Origin of the sequence: Synechococcus sp. SynAce01, from assembly GCF_001885215.1 — a bacterium.
In the GTDB taxonomy this organism is placed as follows: Bacteria; Cyanobacteriota; Cyanobacteriia; order PCC-6307; family Cyanobiaceae; genus Regnicoccus; species Regnicoccus frigidus.
In genome coordinates this window covers 2,387,917-2,406,340 of record NZ_CP018091.1, presented here as the reverse complement: position 1 = coordinate 2,406,340, position 18,424 = coordinate 2,387,917, and the positions used below count along the sequence as shown (strand labels likewise).

Here is an 18,424-nt window from a genome sequence, read left to right as displayed (position 1 = left end):
TGATCGCCAGTGGTTCACCAGGGTGAGCCAGCTGTGCCGCGTCGCCAGCTCCTGCCCAGCCACAGGACGCTGCTTTGCGCTGAAAGACAACCGCATGCTGCCAAGTCATCGAATTATCCCAGTTGTGTTGCTGTCGAGCTTGTAACCTGTGCTCTTGCCCCCAACTGGCAAACTGCGCCCACTACTCCTTATCCACCCATGCTCCAACTGCGGCGCCTGCTCAGCGCGAGCCCCCTGCTTCTGGCCCTGGTGATGGGCGGCTGCGCCGACGAGGGCAGTGGCGGTGGCGGGGTCCAGAGCGAGAAGATGGCCACGATCCGCAGCCGCGGCAAGCTTGTTTGTGGGGTGGACGGCAAGCTGCCGGGCTTCAGCTTCCTGGGCCCCGACGGCACCTACAGCGGCCTTGATGCCGACACCTGCCGGGCCATGGCGGCCGCCCTCTTCGGTGACCCCGGCCAGGTGGAATACCGCGACCTCAACTCCAGCGAACGTTTCGCCGCCCTCGCCAGCGGAGAAGTGGACATGCTGGCCCGCAACACCACCAAGACCCTCAGCCGCGATTCGGCTGGTGGGAATGGCATCAGCTTTGGTCCAACAACCTTCTATGACGGCCAGGGAATGATGGTTCCGGCCGCCAGTGGCATCGCCAGCCTCAAGGATCTCGACGGCAAGCCGATCTGCGTCGAGAGCGGCACCACCACCGAGCTCAACTTGGCCGATCGCATGCGCGAGCAGGGCATCGCCTACACCCCCCTGAAATTCCAGACCGGCGATCAGACCTATGCCGCCTACCTGGGCAAACGCTGTGTGGCCGTCACCAGCGACCGCTCCCAGCTCGCGGCCAAGCGCAGTGGCTTCCCCGACCCCGATCAGCACGTGCTCCTCCCTGTGGTGATGAGCAAGGAACCGCTCACCCCCGCCAGCATCAACGGCGATCCCGCCTGGGCCGATGCGATTCGCTGGACGGTCTACGCCCTCTTCCAAGCTGAGGAACTGGGGATCACCCAGGCGAACGTGGCCGAAAAGCTGGCCGAAGCCAAAGCCAACACCAACCAGGCCGACCTGCGCCGCTTCCTTGGTGTGGAAGGCGATTTCGGTAAACAGCTGGGTCTGCCGGCCGACTTCGTCGTCCAGGCGGTCACTGCCGTGGGCAACTACGGCGAAATCTTCGAGCGCAACGTGGGCCGTGCCTCTGCGCTGAAACTGGATCGTGCCGAAAACCGGCAATGGACCGACGGTGGCCTGATCTATTCACCGCCGTTCCGCTGATCACACCGGATGCCTATCCCCCGATGAGCGAACAGAAGCCCCCTATCCCTTGGTGGCGGGATCGGCGCGTGATCCCCTGGCTGGTGCAGGGAGTGGTTGGCCTGGCGATGCTCGTGGTGATAGCGCTGCTGGTGGGCAACCTGGTGCGCAATCTCACCGCCGCCGGCCTGCTACTCAGCTGGCGCTGGTTGGGTCAACCGGCCAGCTTTGATGTGGCCGAAAGCCTGATCCCATTCGACGCTGCCATGCCCTACTGGCGGGCCCTGGTGGTGGGCTTGGTGAACAGTCTGAGGGCGATCGTGGTTGGGCTGGTTGGAGCCACGCTGCTGGGCACGGCCGTTGGCATGACGGCTTACAGCGGCAACGGCCTTGTGCGCCGTCTGGGGCGGATCTACGTGGAGGTGATTCGCAACATCCCCCTGTTGCTCCAGCTCCTGTTCTGGTATTTCGTGGTGTTCCTCTCCTTCGGCAACGGCACCGAGGCCTTGCAAATTCCTGGGGTGGTGCTGGCCAAGTCGGGGCTCTATCTGGCCTGGTTCGCCGAGGGCTGGTCCTGGCAGGGGCCGCAACTGGTGAATGGGATCTGGCAAGCTCCCTGGCGTTTCTCGGTCGAGTTCGCCGCCCTGCTCACCGGCCTGATCACCTACACCGGTGCCTTCGTGGCCGAAGTGGTGCGTGGCGGCATCGCCGCTGTGCCCCGCGGCCAGTGGGAAGCCGCCACTTCCCTGGGACTGCACTGGAGCCAGAGCATGCGCTCGGTGGTGTTGCCCCAGGCCCTGCCGGTGATCATTCCCGGCCTCAATAGCCAGTACATTTCTCTGGCCAAGAACTCCGCCCTGGCGGTGGCCGTCGGCTACGCCGACCTCTATTCCGTGGCTGAAACCACCCTCAACCAGACCGGCCGGGCACTGGAGGTGTTCCTGCTGCTGCTGGGGGCCTACCTGGTGATCGATCTGCTGATCTCCGCTGTGATGAACGGCCTGAACCAGCTTGTTCAAATCCGCGAGCGCTGATGGCCTCCCACCCCGCGCTGAAGGCCATCCGCCGCGAGTTGTTCGCCAGCCGCACCGACGGGCTGATCAGCCTTGGCCTGCTGGCCCTGATCGGGGCGTCGTTGCTGGGTCTGCTGCGCTGGGCCTTCCTGCAGGCGCAGTGGGTGGTGATCCAGGCCAACAGCACCCTGTTCGCCGTTGGGCGCTACCCGCTCGATCAGCAATGGCGGCTGTGGCTGCTAGTGGCCTTGCTGGCCATGGCCTCCGGCCTCAGCTGGGGCCTGCTGCGCGCCATTCCCAGGGCGGACCGTAGCGGCGTGCTCTGGCCGCTCAACGACCGGATCGCCCTTGCCCTGCTGGCGTTTCTGGCCAGCTGGGCCCCCGCCGCCCTTGGGCTCAGTGTGCCGCTGCAGGCCCGCTGGTGGCTGATCACAGCCCTGCTGCTTGCCATCCGCTGGTCGGCAGGCCGCTGGGGCCGGCGCCTGCCGCCACGCCTGCTGAAACTGGTTCCCCTGATCTGGCCGCTGCTCTATCTGCTGGGCATGGCCCTGATCAGCGGCGGCCTGGGCCTGGTGCGGGTGCCGCCTTCGGAATGGGGAGGCCTGCTGCTCACGGTGCTGATGGCCAGCTTCGCGATCCTCGCAAGTTTTCCGCTTGGTGTCTTGATGGCCCTGGGACGACGCAGCGAGCTGCCCCTGCTGCGCTGGGGCTCGGTGGTCTACATCGAATTCGTCCGGGGTGCCCCGCTGATCACCCTGCTGTTCCTCGGCCAGAACATCCTTGGTTTCATGCTGCCCGGCGGCCTGGCACCGGATCGGGTCTGGCGGGCGGCCTGGGTGCTCACCTTCTTCTGCGGCGCCTACGTGGCTGAAGCGGTGAGGGCCGGGCTGGCCTCCGTACCCGCCGGCCAGCAGGAGGCCGCTCGCTCCCTGGGCCTGACAGTGCCCCAGGCCTTACAGCAGGTGGTGTTGCCCCAGGCCCTGCGTATCGCCCTGCCGGCCACGGTGGGGCAGTTCATCTCCCTGTTGCAGGACACCACGCTGCTTTCCCTGATCGGCCTGCTCGAACTGCTCGGCACCGCCCGTACCGTGATGGCCAACCCAGACTTCCTGGGCCTCACCGCCGAGGTGTACCTCACCCTGGCGGTGCTGTTCTGGTGCTGCTGCGCCGCCCTGGGGCTCGGCAGCCGGGCCCTGGAACGCCGCCTCGACCCCACCCATTCGCCTGCCTGAGCCATGACCACCCCCTCCATCAGCTCAGCGCAGGCTCCAGCGGCGACGGGGCCCTGGATGATCGAGGCGATCGGCGTTCAGAAGCGGTATCCCAACGGTTTTCATGCCCTGCGCGGGGTCGACCTGCGGGTCAGGCGCGGCGAGGTGGTGGTGATCATGGGGCCATCGGGCTCGGGAAAAAGCACCTTCATCCGCACCTTCAATGCCCTCGAAGAGTTTCAGGAAGGATCGATCACGATCGACGGCACCGCCCTCTCCAACGACCTGCGCAACATCGATCTGATCCGCTGCGAAACCGGCATGGTCTTCCAGCAGTTCAACCTGTTTCCCCATCTCACCGTGCTGCAGAACCTCTGCCTAGCGCCGGTGCTGGTGCGCAAACGACGCCGCAGCGAAGTGGAGCGGCAGGCCACCGCCCTGCTGGAGCGCGTCGGCATCGCCGAGCAGGCCAGCAAGTATCCAGGCCAGCTCTCCGGCGGGCAGCAGCAGCGGGTGGCGATTGCCCGCTCCCTCTGCATGGAGCCACGCATCCTGCTGTTCGATGAGCCCACCAGCGCCCTTGACCCCGAAATGGTCGGGGAAGTGCTGGAGGTGATGAAGGGCCTGGCCGCCGATGGCATGACGATGGTGGTGGTCACCCACGAGATGGGCTTCGCCCGGGAGGTGGCCCACCGCGTGGTGCTGATGTCAGAAGGGCGGATTGTCGAGGAGGCTCCGCCAAGCACCTTTTTCACCAACCCCCAGCACGAGCGCAGCCGCCAGTTCCTGGCCCAGATTCTCTAAACAGCCTGCCGGAGCAGCTGTTGGTCACAACGGCTACACAGCGTCTGGACACCGGGCCTCAAGCTCAGCTGGCATCTGGTTTCAGGGGCGATTCACTCCTCCTGTACCTTCATCCAGCCCATCCTCAGAGCCCTCGTTTTCCGTTATGAAAAAGGTTGAAGCGATCATCCGGCCCGCCAAGATTGACGATGTCAAGACCGCCTTGGTCGAAGCCGGGATCATTGGCATGACCATCACCGATGTGCGTGGCTTCGGTCGGCAGAAGGGTCAGGTGGAGACCTACCGAGGAACCGAATTCACCGTTGAATTCATCACCAAAGTGAAGGTCGAGGTGGTCGTCGATGACGAGAAGGTGGATGCCGTCATCTCCGCCATCAGCGCATCGCGCACCGGAGAAATCGGCGACGGCAAGATCTTTGTGCTGCCTGTCGAAAGCGTGGTGCGCATCCGCACCTCGGAATCGGGCCCCTCTGCCATCTGATTCGCACGGCCGTCGGGGTTCTGCTCCGACGGCCCCAGACGTCAAGCAGTTGGCCGCAGCGATCGACTGCACAGCCACAGGATGAAGTGGTACGGCCGTTCCCTTCTCTGTGGCCAACACCTCCAAGCCGATCAATACCTCTTTCTTCGGTGCTGCTCTGGCCTGGGATTCAGCCAGGCCTAGCCCATTTCAGCCCGGCAGCATCACCCGGTTGATCACGTGCACGATGCCGTTGTCACAGACAATGTCGGCGGAGAGCACTGAGGTGTTCTTGACTTCAAAGGGCTCGGCGCAACGGATCGGGATCATGGCCCCCTCCAGGCTCTCCCAGCTGGGCTGATCCACCAGATCGCTGCGGCTGTAGGCGCCGGAGATCACATGGAATTTGAGGATGCGAGCCAGCTGGGGTGGGTTCTGCACCAGGGTCTGCACGGTGCCGGGAGGCAGGGCGGCGAAGGCGTCGTCCACCGGAGCAAACACCGTGAACGGTCCAGGACTCTCGAGGGCACCGGTGAGACCGGCCACTTCCACGGCTGTGAGCAAGGTGGAGAAGAGGCCGGCGCCCTTGGCGGTTTCGATGATGTTGGCCATGGGGACAATCTCTAGCGGTAATGTTCGGTTTGCACATCCCTGAGGCGCGCTTCGGGACGGATGAAGCGGTCCATCTGGGATTCGAAGAAGGCACGATTCGCCTTGAGGTGCTCAGGATCGGGATCGTCGAGCGGGAACAGCAAGGCGGCCCGCAGGGCCTGGATCACCGCCGAGGTTACGTTGTACATGGAGCGCTGGAAGGTGATACCCAGCTGCACCAGGATGTCGTCCTCGCCGCGCTTGTGCTGTAGGTAAAGCTCGGTGAGGTAGGGCGGCAGAAAATGCAGCATGTCCTGCATCAGCAAGGTGGGCGGTATCCCCGCTGAGCCCACAGGAAACACATCGGCATAGAGGATGCCGTAGTGAAATTCGGACTGCTCGGAGGGCACCTGGCCAGCCTGGGCGTTGTAGCTCTTGGTGCCGCGGAATGGTGCCGTGCGGTAGAACACCGCCTCCACATAGGGGAGTGCCGCCTCGTAGAGCCAGGTGAAGCCTTCTGATTTGGGAATGATCTCGAAGCACTCGCCACGGATGAACACTTGGTGGTAGATCGGCCGGCCAGCCACCGCGAAGATGCCGTTCACCAGGAAGTCCATCGCGGCGGGAACACCCGAAAAACCGCCCTCGTCGTAGATGTCGCTCATCTCGAAGAAGACCGGCGCCATCACCTCCCAGAACAGGCCCAGGTTCGCCACATAGGACAGCTTCTTGACCTGCTCCAGCAGCATCTCCGGAAACAGTTTGTAGAGGCCAAGCATCAGGGGGTTGCCCTTGAAGTAGGCCTTGATCGCCTTGTCGGCGTTCTGCCTGTACACCTCACTGTCGAGATAGTCGTTGAAGCGGCCGCCCATGCCCTGGTGCCAAAGCATGGCATCCATGCAGGCCTCGGCGAACTCCATGTTGATCCGGTCATGCCAGAGGTGATGGAGCAGCTTCGGCAGCTTGCCGATTTCGCCTTTCTCCATGAACTCCAGCAGCTCAGGGTGGGCCCCGGCCTCACCGCGCCAGATGCGCAGCTCGGCCTGATCCCCCTGATAGGAATTGGGGCGATCGAGATACTCCTGGCTGGGGAAGTATTTGAAGGCCGGCAGGGGGTTGAGGAACACCTGCTCAGCGATGTAGAGCAGATCGCGCCAGTAAAAATCCATCGGCACGGCGTAGGCCTTGTAGATGCCGATGATCTGCATCAGGTTCTCGGGGGTGTCCGGCAACATCGAGCCGCCGGCCTCAAGGCGTTCCACCACCTCGGCGAAGGGATGGGTGGAGGGGGGCAGGGCCTTGGCAGAGCTGGTGAGGACCGTCATGTCAGGAAAGCTCCAGGAGGGCGGCGGCTTGGGGAACGGCGGCGGACGGCAGGGCAGCCACCAACACCGATGGGGATGGATGGGTCAGGGCCAGCGAGGCCGTGGCGCCCTCGCTCCAGCCCAGCAGGAGGTTCGGCCAGAGGCCGGCAACGATCACCAGCATCGACAGGCTCAGGGCCGGTACCCGCTCCTGCCAGCTGGTTCGGCTGTAATCCGCCAAGGCGTTGTCGAGCCGACCGAAGCCCACCCGATTGAACAGCCGCACGGCATAAACCGCAGTGAGACCGGAAGCCAGCAGGCAGCCGAGGGTGGGGATCGGGTAGAGGGTGAAGCTGCCCTGGTAGATCACCATTTCAGCCACAAAACCGGCCTGGCCAGGCACCCCGGCTGAAGCCATCAGGGCCAACAGGAACAGGCCGCTGGTGAAAGGCAGCCCCCGGCAAGGGTTGAGCAGTCCGGAGAGGCCCGCGATTTCGGTGGTGCCGGTGCGGGTCTCGATCATGCCCACCAGACAGAACAGCAGCGAGGTGATCAGGCCGTGGGCCAGGATCTGGGCCATGGCCCCCTGCAGGCTGAGTGGTGAGGCGGCGGAGATGGCCAGCATCAGCAGGCCCATATGGCCCAGGGAGCTGTAGGCCACCAGGCGGCGCATGTCGGTCTGGGCAATGGCATTGAGGGCGCCGTACAGCGCCGACACCATGCCCAGCACGGCGATGGCCGGGGCCCAGGCGGCCCAGGTGTCGCCCATCATCCCGACGGCAAAACGCAGCAGGCCATAGGCCCCGAGCTTGGAGACCACCCCGCTGAGCTGCATCGCCACCGGTGTGGAGGCCTGGCTGTAGGCCAGCGGCTGCCAGCCGTGCAGGGGCAGAACCGGCATCTTCAGGCCGAAGGCCAGCAGCAGCAGGCCCATGATCCAGCGCTGGGAGCCCGGCGGCAGGCTCACCTGGGCCAGATCGTCGTAGGCAAAGCTGAAGCCGTTGGTGTTAAGCAGGCCCAGGGCGAGCACACCCGCGAGCAGGGCTACACCGGAAACGGCCCCATACATCAGATAACGGATCGCGGCTGTGGCGCGGCGCTCCCCTCCCCAGATCGCCAGCAACAAGGTGGTGGGGATCAAGGTGATCTCGAAGGCCAGCACGAACAGCAGGGCGTTGCGGGCCAGAAAGGCACCGGTGAGGCCGAAATCGGCGGCCAGAAGCAGTCCATACAAGAGGCGACCGCGGGGTTCTTCAGGGGAGCTTTCCGCCACCGACAGCAGGGTGATCAGGGCGGTGAGACCCACCAGCGGCAAGCTGAGGCCATCAAGGCCGAGATGGAACTCCAGACCAAGCTGGGGCAACCAGGCGCGTCGTAACTCCTCAACCGGATGGAGGCCAAGCCAAAGCGTGATCAGTAGCTGGGCGCCACAGACCAGGGCGGAAGCGCGCCGGGCCCAGGGGCTCGAAGACGGGCAGGAGCGGGAAGGCCAACAGGGCGGCCAGGGGGAGCAGGAGCAGCAGAGTCAACATGGTGATGTCCCCTTCAGAAGGTGGGCAGGCTGACGGTCTGACGGGTGAGGAGCCAGAGGCCCATCAACACCACGCCGAACAAAACCGTGAGCGCGTAGGTCTGAACCCGGCCGGAGGTGCTGAAGCTGAGGCGACGTGCGCCTGCCAGCGAGAGCAGGCCGCTGCGGGTGCTGAAGCCATCCACAACCCAGCGCTCGAACCAGTTGCTGGCGGCCGCCAGCAACACCACCAGGCCCACCACCGTGCGCCGGTAGAAGGTTTCGGTGTGCAGATCCGAGGCCAGCCATTCCTGGAGGCCTGAGAGGGAAGCGGGCAGCACGGGCTGGCCGATCGTTTCGGCGCGGGTATGGGCGGAAGCCGCGGTGGAGGGCACGAGGTAGAGAAGCCCGGCCACACCGATACCCGCCAGGGTGGAGGCGCACAGGGGAAAGGCCATCGGATTCCAACCGCTGGCCACTCCTGCTTTGGCCATCAGGATTGGCAGGTGCAGCACCAGGCCCGCACACACAAAGGTGGGCAACACCATCAACCAGAGAACTTCCGGCGAGCGCTGGGTGAATACAGACGGCCGCCCGCCCCAGATCAGGCCGAAGATCCGCACCAGGGCGGCGCTGATCAAACCATTGGTGATCAGCACAATGCCGATCAGCAAACCCGGTGCCTGACTGCCACCAAGTGATCCCACCAGGGTGGCCAGGGCACCAAAGCCACCCAACGGCGGCAGGGCCACCAGACCGGCGGCACCGGTGAGGAAGGCCAGGCCCATCAGCGGCCGCCTGCTCCAGAGGCCGCCCAGCTGGGTGAGGTCTTGGGTGACGTTGCTGACAGTCACGGTGCCCACAGCCAGCAGGATCAAGGCCATCGGCAGCGGATAGATCAGCAGCATGCGCCAGGCGGAGTCGGAAGCTCCGCTGCCGACGGCGAGGAAGAGAAGGCCGAGCCAGCTGCTCACCAGAAAGGAGATGGCCCGCTTGATGTCGATCTGGGCCAGCGCGATCAGGGCGCCCACCAGAGCGGTGGTGCCTCCCACGATCACCAGCACCCCCATCACGATCGGGCTCACCGCCAGCAGCGGTTCGATCCGCAGCAGCAGCCAGGCACCCCCCACCACCACCACGGAATTACGCAGAACAGAGGAGGGAATCGGCCCTTCCATCGCCTCATCGAGCCAGAGGTGAAGGGGGATCTGGGCGCACTTGCCCATCGGGCCGGCAATGATCGCCAGCAAGATCAAGGTGAGTGCCGGTGTGGGCGTGGCAGTGGCAGCCCAGGCGTTGAGGGTATTGATGTTCCAGCTGCCAGCCAATGGCAGCAGGGCGATCAATCCAGCCAGCATGATCAGGTCGCCCACCCGCTTGGTTAGGAAGGCATCGCGTGCCCCTTTCACCACCAGCGACTGGTTGAACCAAGTGCCCACGATCAGATAGGTGCCGAGGGTGAGAAGTTCCAGCACCACATAGGCGAAGAAGAGCGAATCGGTGAGCACCAAGGCACACAGACCAGCCTCAAACACACTCAAACAGCCGAAGAATCGGGGCCAGCCCCAGTCCATCTCCAGATAGCCGATGGAATAGATCTGGGCCAACACATGCACGCCACAGATGATCGTCATGGCGATCAGCGCGGGGCTGTTGATCGTGCCGTCGAAACCAATCGTCAGCCCGGCGGTGGAGAGCCAGGTCCAGCTGGTGGTCAGGGGGGTGCCGTCGAAGGCAATCCAGGCCAGCAGGCTGTGCAGGAAGGCCACCAGGTTGAACGCCAGGTTGAAATACCCGGAGGGCCTTGGACCCGAGCGCCAGATCAGTCCTGGCGCCCAGAACAACGAGAACGTGGCCCCCAGGATCGGGTAAAGCGGAATCCACCAGGCCGTTTGCACGAAGCTGGCGGACAGGGAAGCCGTTTGAGCGGCAACGACGATCATCGGGGTGAAGAACGGGGGGAGAGTCGTGAGATTCGGGGAAACAATCGCCGAGGCTCAGGCGGGCATGATCTGCAGGGAGATCCAGGTGGACCTGGGGGAAATCACCGAAGCTGCAATGGTTGGCAAACGTTAAGTGCCGTAATGCTGAAGCTGGGGGCTGCGTGAAGTTGCGTTGCCTATGACTCAGTTAACGAACTGTGATCGTCGGGGGCTTGCCACCTCAGGCTTTCAACCGCAACCAGAGGACCGCCGCTGCCAGCTGCAGCGCAACCGTGGGCAGGCTGGTGCGCAGCCAGCCGCGAAAACTGATCGCCACCCCTTCATGGCGGGCGATGCCGGCGGCCACCAGGTTGGCCGAGGCTCCGATCAAGGTGGCATTGCCGCCGAGGGTCCCTCCCAGCATCAGGGCTGCAAACAGAGGGATTGGCGGTGCGGCGAACCCCTGCTGCTCGCATGTTTCCAGCAGCAGGGGCGTCAGGGCCGCCAGCAGGGGGATGTTGGGGACCACCGCCGAGAGCAGGGCCGTGGCAACGAGAAGCAACAGGCTGGAGAGGAACAGATCCTTGCCCACCAGATCGGCCAGACCCAGGGCCACGGTGGCCAACACACCGGTGCGCTCCAGGGATCCGATCAACACGAACACCGCCATGAAGTAGATCAGCGTCGACCAGTCAAGGTCTGCCAACAGGCGCTCCACCGGCAGCAGCCGGCCGACGCGCACGATCGTGAGGCTGACCGACGCCCCCAACAGCGCCACCACATCGGGGGTGAGGGGCACCGGCAGCAGGTCGCCGCCGATGAACAGGCCCAGCATCGCGGCCAGCAGCATCAGCAGCAGCACCAGGGTGGGGCGATGGTGCAACTGCGGCGGAGGTGCTGTGTGGGGGGAAAAGCGGGCCCGCCAGATGTCGCGATACAACCAAGGAAGAGTCGGCAGGATTGCTGCCAGAACCAGCAGCCCCCCTCCCGCAATCTCCACCAGGTAACGGCCGAAGCCAACCTCGATGCCGTTGGCGACGATGAACGTAGCCGGATCACCGATCACAGTCAGCAATCCGCTGCTGTTGGCCGTGAGCACCAGCAGGATCAGCAAAGGCCTGGGGTCGAGCGCCAGCTCCCTGGCGAGCGGCGGCAGCAGGGGACCGAGCAGCAGCACCGTGGTGGCGTTGGGTAACCAGGCTCCGATCAAGGTGGCGAGGCCAACCAAGGCGAGCAGCAGGCGACGTCCTTCCCCGCGCGCCAGCACCAGCAGGCGATGGGCCAGCACGGCGAAGACACCCGTGCTCTCCAGAGCCCGCACCACCACCATCATTCCGAACAGCAGCGTCAAGGTGCCCTGGGCCGCTCCAACGCTGTCCACCGCCTGGCCCATGGTCACCACCCCCGTGACCACAACCACGGCGGCACCGAGCAGGGCCGCCTCGGTGAGATGGGTCAGGCCAAAAGCGGTGACCAGCAGCACAACGGCGAAGGCGACGCTGGCCAGCAGGGCTTGGCTTGTCACACAGGACCCTCAGGAACGGGAGGCAGCGCTGGTGGGATCAAGCCGCTGCGCCAGCAACGACACCGGCAGCATGGCCAGCATGGGCAGGGCAGAGATCAACCATTCTCGCAGGCCCAGCGGGGCCGTGCCGAAGAAGTTGTTCATCCAGGGCGCCTGGCTAAACAGATACTGGAGCAGCAAACCAACGCTTACCCCCAGCAGCAGGGCCGGGGCCTGACGGATCGCCTGCCAACCGCCAGCGCCCAAACGGCAGAGCCCACGCCCCACCTGGCTGATGCTGACCAGGTAGACCACCTGGGAGAGCACCAGGGCTTGAACGGCCATGGTGCGCGCCAGGTCCAGATCGGCGCCGATGGCCTTGCCCCCGAAGAAGACGCTGAAGACAAGCCCCCAGTTGAACAAGGACACCAGCAGCACCCGCCGGATCAGCCTGGGGGTCAGCAGCGGCTGGCTGGGCGGACGGGGAGGCTGAACCATCAGCCCTGTTGGCTTGGGCTCAAAGGCCAGTGGTACGGACATGGTCAGCGAGCTGACCATGTTGAGCCAGAGCACCTGCAGGGCCGTGACCGGCAGCTCAAGCCCGAGCACGGCCGCCAGCAGGATCGTGATCGAGGCACCGCCGTTGACGGGCAGCACAAAGGCCAGGGTCTTGCGCAGATTCAGGTACACACCGCGACCCTCCTCCACGGCTGCTTCGATCGAGGCGAAATCGTCATCGGTGAGCAACATGTCAGCGGCCTGCCGGGCCACCTCGGTGCCACCGCGACCCATGGCGATGCCGATGTCGGCCTGGCGCAGGGCCGGGGCGTCATTGACGCCGTCGCCGGTCATGGCCACCACGGCGCCATGGGCCTGCAGGGCTCGCACCAGTTCCAGTTTCTGGGTGGGGGCCACCCGGGCAAACACATCGGTGCGATCGGCGCAGGCGGCCAGGGCCTCCGGGGTCATGGCCGCCAGATCTTTGCCCTCCACCCCCACAACCGCATCACCCTGGCCGGAAAGGCCGATCTGGCGGGCGATCGCCAGGGCCGTGTCCAGGTGGTCGCCGGTGATCATCTTCACGGTGATCCCCGCCTGATGACAGGCCGCCACGGCCCGCTGCGCCTCAGGACGGGGCGGATCGAGCATGCCCTGCAGCCCGAGGAAGTCGAGCCCTCCGGCGACGTGGTGATGATCCAGGCTGGTCTCATCGGCCGTGGCGGTGCCCATGGCGAAGGCCAGGACCCTCAGGCCCCGCCCCGCCATGGCGGTGACGGCCACCTCCACGGCGGCACCATCGAGTGGGATCGCCACGCCGGAGCGATCCAGCTGGCGCCGGCAGCGTGGCAACACCGCCTCCAGCGACCCTTTGACAAGGATGCGCCGGCTGCCGTGCAGGGTGGCCATGTACTGGTGCTCGGAGGCGAACGGAATCGCGTCTTGGCGGGGGTGGTGGCCGAGGGCATGGTCGCGGTCGATGCCGGCCAACTCGGCCGCCACCAGCAGGGCGGCTTCGGTGGGATCGCCCACCAGATCGCCCTCCGGGTCGAGGCGGGCGTCGTTGCAAAGCAGGCCCGTGAGCAGGGTTTCCTGCAGGGCCCTGTTGTCGAGCAAGGGGTCGGGACCGCCCGAACGGGAGGGCCAGAGATCCTCCAGGGCCACCAGGCTGCCTCCGGCATAGATCTCGCGCACCGTCATCCGGTTCTGGGTGAGGGTGCCGGTCTTGTCGGAGCAGATCACGGTGGTGCTGCCCAGGGCCTCCACGGCGGGAAGCTTGCGGATGATCGCGTTGCGCCGGGCCATGCGGCCCACGCCGATCGCCAGGGTGATGGTCACGATCGCCGGCAGCTCCTCGGGGATGGCCCCCACAGCCAGGGCCACGGCTCCGTCAAACATCTCCGCCGCCCCCCGGCCCCGGATCAAACCAACAGCAAAGGTGATGCCGGCCAGCACCAGGATAAATTGCAGCAACGTTCGGCTGAATCGCCGGATCGTGCGCGTGAGCGGGGTCGTCAGCACGGAGGGCTTGCGCAGCAGGCCGGAGATCTGACCCACTTCGGTGTCGTTTCCACTGGCCACGACAACCCCGCAGCCAACGCCCGCCGTGACGAAACTGCCCGCATAGGCCATGTCGCTCCGCTCAGCCACGGCTACTGCCTGAGCCACAGGGGCAACGCCCTTCTCCACGGGGATGGATTCGCCGGTGAGAGCTGACTCGTCGACCTGCAGGTTTCGGGCAGCCACCAACCTCAGATCAGCCGGGATCCTGGCGCCTGCCTCCAGGCGGACCAGATCACCCACAACCAGGTCCTGGGAGGGAATCAGGCGCTGCTGGCCCTCGCGGATCACCGCGCTGTCGGTGCGCACCGAGCGGGCCAGGGCAGCGATGGCGGTCTCGGCTTTGCTTTCCTGCACGAAACCGATCAGCGCGTTGATCAGGGTCACACTCCAGATCACCAGCGCTTCAGTGAGCGAATGGATCAGGGCCTTGATGGCGCCGGTGATCAGCAGGGCATAGAGGAGCGGGTCATTGAACTGCCCCAGAAAACGCCACCACAGCGGTGGCTCCCGTCGCCCGCTCAGCTCATTGGGGCCGAAACGCCTCAGTCGCAGAGCAGACTGCGGCTCGCTCAAACCCAGGAGCCCGTCGCTGCCGAGGGCAGCGAGCACAGACTCCACCTCCCAGGCATGGCCGCCGGCGACGAGTGCAGCCAGATCAGCCGCGTCTGGGTCGGGCTGCACCAATTCGGCCATGGCGACAGAGGATCGCGGACGCCCCATGCTTTAGCGCGGTCCGGCAGCGATTACGCCACGCCGGCCTTGGCCACGGCCTGATTGAGGGCAACGAGGCGGGAGAGGGTCACCCGCTCAGGGGGCAAGATCTCGAACATCCGAAGTTTTTCGAGCCTCTGGAAGGTGGTGCCCGTGGCACCCACCACATAGACGGCGCGGCCCTTCTCGACCGCTTCTTCCACCGCGTTCTCGAGGGCCAGGGCCGCCGTGACACCCAGGTGGGTCACAGACGTGAGGTCAAAGATGACGGAATCGCAGCTGGTGATGGCGTTGTGTTCTCTGGAGATCGCCTTGGCCACCCCAAAAATCATGGCTCCATTGAGCTGGAACAGCAGCACCTTGCCCTTCGCCTGATCCAGCAGCCGCTTTTCTGCCACCGATAGATCGGTATCGCCATCGCCGGTGCTGATCGCCTTTACCCCCTGCGATTCCAGGGTGTTCATCCGCTCGATCGTCAGGAAGTTGGCCACGAACACCCCAACCCCCACCGCCACCATCAGATCCACCAGGACCGTGAGCAGAATCACCCCGTACATGATCAGGGCCCCCTTCATCGAGAGGTGATGGGCCCGCTTGAGGAAGCCCCAGTCGATGATGTCGATCCCCACCTTGAGGGCGATGCCGGCGAGCACGGCCATCGGAATCGAGGAGGCCAGCCCCGAGGCTCCCAGGATCACCACCATCAACACGACGGCCCGGGTCAGGCCGGAGAGGGCCGTGCGACCGCCGGCCTGAATGTTCACGACCGTGCCCATCGTGGCACCGGCTCCGGCGATGCCACCGAACAGGCCGGAGACCACATTGCCCAGGCCCTGCCCCAGTAACTCTTTGTTGGAATTGTGCTCGGTGCGGGTGAGGCTGTCGGCCACCATCGAGGTGAGCAGGGCATCAATGGAGCCCAGCATCCCCAGCACCGCGCCATAGAAAAGCATGCGCTGGATTTCGCCGGGCATGAAGGTGGGGAGCTGGAGAGGCGGGAGACCGGAGGGAATCCAGCCGATGCGGCGGATGTCCTCACCACCGAAGATCAGCAAAGAGATCACCGTTCCCGCCACCAGAGCCAACAACTGGGGGGGCACCAGTTGCTTGAACCGGGAGGGCGTGAACCAGATGATCGCCACCGTGAGCAGCGCCAGAAAGGTTTCGATCGGCTGCGTCTGGCCCAGCAACTCAGGGATCGCCCGCAGGGTCCCCATCACACCGCGGGGGGGAATGGCCTGGCCCAGGAACGGACCGATCTGAAGAATGATCAGGATGATGCCGATCCCGGACATGAAGCCCGAGATCACGGTGTAGGGCATCATCGTGATGTAACGACCCAGCTTCAGCAGTCCGAAGAGAATCTGGAAGGCGCCGGCCAGCATCACCACCGTGAAGGCCATGGCCATGCCGTTCTCCGGATTCGCGGCAGTGAGGCCAGCGATCACCGTCGTCATCACCACGGTCATGGGACCGGTGGGTTCGGAGATCAAGGTGGGAGTGCCTCCGAACAGGGCGGCAAAGAATCCCACCAGCACCGCCCCCCACAGACCGGAAGCGGCCCCAGCCCCGGACGCGACACCAAAGGCCAACGCCATCGGCAGGGCAATCACCGCAGCGGTGACACCCCCGAACAGATCACCCTTGAGATGATGGAAGTTGATGCGATTGGTGATCATCAACGGGTGGCTGGAGTGCGGCGCGGAGCAACCTTAGAAACTGCACCGATGCCATCCCTTGCTTTGCCCTGGATCTGTGGCAACACGCTGCAGAGCCGCCAGCGGAAACGAAGGAGGCAGGACACCAGTCCCATGACCCGTCAGACTCCCACCTGCCTCTCGCCGTCCTGCCGTGCTCAGCCCTGCCGTGCTCAGCGTCGTGGAGATCGTCGTTGGAATCCTGCTGCTGTTCGGAGGCGGCGAGCTGTTCGTTCAGGGTTCGGTGGCGCTGGCCCTGCTATTTGGTATCCCTCAGCTGGTGATCGGGCTCACCGTCGTCGCTCTGGGCACCAGCACACCGGAACTGTTCGTGAGCCTGCTGTCCACGCTTCAGGGTTCCGATGATCTGGCCGTGAGCAATGTGGTCGGCAGCAACATCTTCAACATGATGGTGGTGCTGGGCTGCAGCGCCGTGATCCTGCCGTTGCGGGTGCAGAGCCGGCTCGTCCGCCGTGACGTGCCGATCCTGCTGGCGGTATCGATGGCGGTGTGGGGCATGGCCTCGGCCGGGCGGGTCACCTGGCAGGCGGGTGTGGCCTTGCTGGTGGCCCTGGTGATCAACACCATCTGGGAAATTCGCACATCAAGGGAAGCCAAAATCTCCGAGGCCGCCGATTCTCAAGGCGGTCTGTCCAAAGAAGGCGGTTCCGAGGGAGATAACGACCTGGATCTAGGCGAGTCAGACATCAGCCTGAAGCCGGCCCTGATCAAGTTGGTGGCCGGCCTGGCCGTGCTGATCTGGGGGTCGCAGATTCTGGTGAAGGGGGCCACGGCGATCGCCCTTGGCCTGGGGGTGAGCCAGACCGTGATCGGACTGACGATCGTTTCGGCCGGCACCTCGATGCCGGAACTGGTCACTTCAATCGTGGCGGCCCTGCGGGGCAAGGGCGATCTGGCGATCGGCAACGTGGTGGGCAGCAACCTGATGAACCAGATGCTGATCCTGGGCAGCTGCGCCTTTCTCTCGGGAAGCCGGGGCCTCACGGTCGACCCGACCATGATTCAGCGGGATCTGCCGATCATGGTGGCCACCACCCTGGCCTGCCTGCCGATCTTCTGGACAGGCGGAGTGATCACCCGCCGCGAGGGGGGGATCTTGCTCGGCCTGTACGGCCTTTTCCTGCTGGAGCAAGTTGTGCCTTATGTGCAGCCCGAGCTGAGTGCTCCGCTGCAATGGTTCACCCTGCTGGTGGTGGTCCCGGCAGTTGTTTTGCTCCTGGTGGTCCAGTCGGCCGGCTACTGGCGCTCCGAGAAGCGGCTCAGGGCCTGATCTCTGCCAGACAGCCAAAGCCAAAGCCAAAGCCAAAACCACAAGACTTTTGCTCCCCTTGCCTAGGGTCGAAGTCTGAAAATAGTTTTGCCTCGTTGATGCCAGGGATCCACCGATGACCACGATCTTCGCCGACAGCAGCCTCAGCATCGGCCGCACCCCGCTGGTCAAGCTCAACCGGGTGGTGGGCGAGAGCAAGGCCACGGTGCTGGCCAAAATTGAGGGGCGCAACCCGGCTTTCTCGGTGAAATGCCGGATCGGCGCGGCGATGATCTGGCAGGCGGAGAAAGATGGCCTGCTCGGTCCTGGCAAGGAGTTGATCGAGCCCACCAGCGGCAACACCGGCATTGCCCTGGCCTTCGTGGCGGCTTCGCGGGGTCTGCCGCTCACCCTCACCATGCCGGAGACGATGAGCCTGGAGCGGCGCAAGCTGCTGGCCGCCTATGGCGCCCAACTGGAGCTCACCGAAGGCCGGCTCGGCATGACAGGAGCCGTGGGCCGCGCCCGTGAGATCGCCGCCTCCGATCCCGAGCGCTACGTGTTGCTGCAGCAGTTCTCCAACCCCGCCAACCCCCAGATCCACCACGACACCACCGGCCCGGAAATCTGGGACGACACCGAAGGCACCGTGGATGTGCTGGTGGCGGGCGTGGGCACCGGCGGCACGATCACCGGCGTCAGCCGCTACATCAAGACCACCCTGGGCCAGCCCCTGGTGTCGGTGGCGGTCGAACCGGAGAACAGCCCGGTGATCAGCCAAGCCATGCAGGGGCAGCCATTGGTGCCTGGGCCCCACAAAATCCAGGGGATCGGCGCCGGTTTCGTACCCGATAACCTCGACCTCAGCCTGGTGGATCGGGTGGAAGCCGTCAGCAACGAAGAGGCCGTGGAGATGGCCCGGCGGCTGATGCGTGAGGAAGGCATCCTGGCGGGGATCTCCTGCGGAGCGGCCACGGTGGCGGCCCTTCGCCTGGCCGCCGAAGCGGCCTACGCAGGCCAAACGATCGTTGTGGTGCTGCCCGATTCCGGCGAGCGCTATCTCAGCTCTGTGCTGTTTGAAGGGGTCTTCGATTCGGCTGGCCTGGCGCTGGTGTGAC

14 protein-coding genes are annotated in these 18,424 nt (G+C 65.0%); 7 read left to right on the top strand and 7 right to left on the bottom strand.

The annotated features are described in order from the left end of the window. Positions 1–198: 198 nt before the first annotated feature. The 5 genes from BM449_RS12490 to BM449_RS12470 all read left to right on the top strand — a co-directional run bounded on the left by BM449_RS12490 (position 199) and on the right by BM449_RS12470 (position 4,757). Positions 199–1,269: an amino acid ABC transporter substrate-binding protein gene (locus BM449_RS12490; RefSeq protein WP_083544552.1), complete on the top strand. Its 1,071-nt coding sequence runs from the start codon at positions 199–201 to the stop codon at positions 1,267–1,269. A 23-nt stretch (positions 1,270–1,292) separates the two neighbouring features. After that, positions 1,293–2,282 carry an ABC transporter permease subunit gene (locus BM449_RS12485; protein ID WP_071802267.1) on the top strand — a complete coding sequence of 330 codons (990 nt, stop codon included), beginning with the start codon at positions 1,293–1,295 and terminating at the stop codon, positions 2,280–2,282. Continuing rightward, positions 2,282–3,493, top strand: coding sequence for an amino acid ABC transporter permease (locus tag BM449_RS12480; RefSeq protein WP_071801492.1), 1,212 nt, complete (start codon positions 2,282–2,284; stop codon positions 3,491–3,493). The genes BM449_RS12485 and BM449_RS12480 overlap by 1 nt, the downstream gene beginning before the upstream one ends. 3 nt (positions 3,494–3,496) lie before the next feature. Beyond that, positions 3,497–4,276: an amino acid ABC transporter ATP-binding protein gene (locus BM449_RS12475; protein WP_071801491.1), complete on the top strand. Its 780-nt coding sequence runs from the start codon at positions 3,497–3,499 to the stop codon at positions 4,274–4,276. Positions 4,277–4,421: 145 nt separating this feature from the next. Then, positions 4,422–4,757 (top strand): P-II family nitrogen regulator, encoded by a 336-nt coding sequence (locus BM449_RS12470; RefSeq protein WP_071801490.1) that lies wholly within the window; start codon positions 4,422–4,424, stop codon positions 4,755–4,757. Positions 4,758–4,946: 189 nt separating this feature from the next. On the opposite strand, the gene BM449_RS12465 is transcribed toward BM449_RS12470, so the two are convergent. The 7 genes from BM449_RS12465 to BM449_RS12435 all read right to left on the bottom strand — a co-directional run bounded on the left by BM449_RS12465 (position 4,947) and on the right by BM449_RS12435 (position 16,021). Continuing rightward, the gene (locus BM449_RS12465; RefSeq protein ID WP_071801489.1) at positions 4,947–5,348 is read right to left on the bottom strand and encodes a fasciclin domain-containing protein; all 402 of its coding nucleotides are present in this window, start codon (positions 5,346–5,348) and stop codon (positions 4,947–4,949) included. A gap of 11 nt (positions 5,349–5,359) precedes the next feature. After that, positions 5,360–6,652, bottom strand: a complete 1,293-nt coding sequence (locus tag BM449_RS12460; protein ID WP_071801488.1) for a CO2 hydration protein — start codon at positions 6,650–6,652, stop codon at positions 5,360–5,362. A 1-nt stretch (position 6,653) separates the two neighbouring features. Further along, positions 6,654–7,994 carry an NADH-quinone oxidoreductase subunit M gene (locus BM449_RS12455; protein ID WP_233830743.1) on the bottom strand — a complete coding sequence of 447 codons (1,341 nt, stop codon included), beginning with the start codon at positions 7,992–7,994 and terminating at the stop codon, positions 6,654–6,656. Positions 7,995–8,176: 182 nt separating this feature from the next. Continuing rightward, positions 8,177–10,084: an NAD(P)H-quinone oxidoreductase subunit F gene (locus tag BM449_RS12450; protein ID WP_071801487.1), complete on the bottom strand. Its 1,908-nt coding sequence runs from the start codon at positions 10,082–10,084 to the stop codon at positions 8,177–8,179. Between the two features lie 220 nt (positions 10,085–10,304). Beyond that, a complete protein-coding gene (locus BM449_RS12445; protein ID WP_071801486.1) occupies positions 10,305–11,588 on the bottom strand; it encodes an SLC13 family permease in 1,284 nt (427 codons plus the stop codon). Between the two features lie 9 nt (positions 11,589–11,597). Beyond that, positions 11,598–14,321: an HAD-IC family P-type ATPase gene (locus BM449_RS12440; protein WP_083544551.1), complete on the bottom strand. Its 2,724-nt coding sequence runs from the start codon at positions 14,319–14,321 to the stop codon at positions 11,598–11,600. Positions 14,322–14,371: 50 nt separating this feature from the next. Next, the gene (locus BM449_RS12435; RefSeq protein ID WP_071801485.1) at positions 14,372–16,021 is read right to left on the bottom strand and encodes a SulP family inorganic anion transporter; all 1,650 of its coding nucleotides are present in this window, start codon (positions 16,019–16,021) and stop codon (positions 14,372–14,374) included. A 169-nt stretch (positions 16,022–16,190) separates the two neighbouring features. Here BM449_RS12435 and BM449_RS12430 point away from each other — a divergent pair, with 169 nt between their 5' ends. Further along, the gene (locus BM449_RS12430) at positions 16,191–17,327 is read left to right on the top strand and encodes a calcium/sodium antiporter (protein ID WP_233830739.1); all 1,137 of its coding nucleotides are present in this window, start codon (positions 16,191–16,193) and stop codon (positions 17,325–17,327) included. Positions 17,328–17,442: 115 nt separating this feature from the next. Continuing rightward, the gene (gene cysK / locus BM449_RS12425) at positions 17,443–18,423 is read left to right on the top strand and encodes a cysteine synthase A (RefSeq protein WP_071801484.1); all 981 of its coding nucleotides are present in this window, start codon (positions 17,443–17,445) and stop codon (positions 18,421–18,423) included. Position 18,424: the final 1 nt, after the last annotated feature.

Excerpts from the sequence above, each read along its gene's own strand:
- BM449_RS12490 (WP_083544552.1), top strand. The coding sequence starts at position 199 with ATGCTCCAACTGCGGCGCCTGCTCAGCGCGAGCCCCCTGCTTCTGGCC.
- BM449_RS12485 (WP_071802267.1), top strand. The coding sequence starts at position 1,293 with ATGAGCGAACAGAAGCCCCCTATCCCTTGGTGGCGGGATCGGCGCGTG.
- BM449_RS12480 (WP_071801492.1), top strand. The coding sequence starts at position 2,282 with ATGGCCTCCCACCCCGCGCTGAAGGCCATCCGCCGCGAGTTGTTCGCC.
- BM449_RS12475 (WP_071801491.1), top strand. The coding sequence starts at position 3,497 with ATGACCACCCCCTCCATCAGCTCAGCGCAGGCTCCAGCGGCGACGGGG.
- BM449_RS12470 (WP_071801490.1), top strand. The coding sequence starts at position 4,422 with ATGAAAAAGGTTGAAGCGATCATCCGGCCCGCCAAGATTGACGATGTC.
- BM449_RS12465 (WP_071801489.1), bottom strand. The coding sequence starts at position 5,348 with ATGGCCAACATCATCGAAACCGCCAAGGGCGCCGGCCTCTTCTCCACC.
- BM449_RS12460 (WP_071801488.1), bottom strand. The coding sequence starts at position 6,652 with ATGACGGTCCTCACCAGCTCTGCCAAGGCCCTGCCCCCCTCCACCCAT.
- BM449_RS12450 (WP_071801487.1), bottom strand. The coding sequence starts at position 10,084 with ATGATCGTCGTTGCCGCTCAAACGGCTTCCCTGTCCGCCAGCTTCGTG.
- BM449_RS12440 (WP_083544551.1), bottom strand. The coding sequence starts at position 14,321 with ATGGCCGAATTGGTGCAGCCCGACCCAGACGCGGCTGATCTGGCTGCA.
- cysK (WP_071801484.1), top strand. The coding sequence starts at position 17,443 with ATGACCACGATCTTCGCCGACAGCAGCCTCAGCATCGGCCGCACCCCG.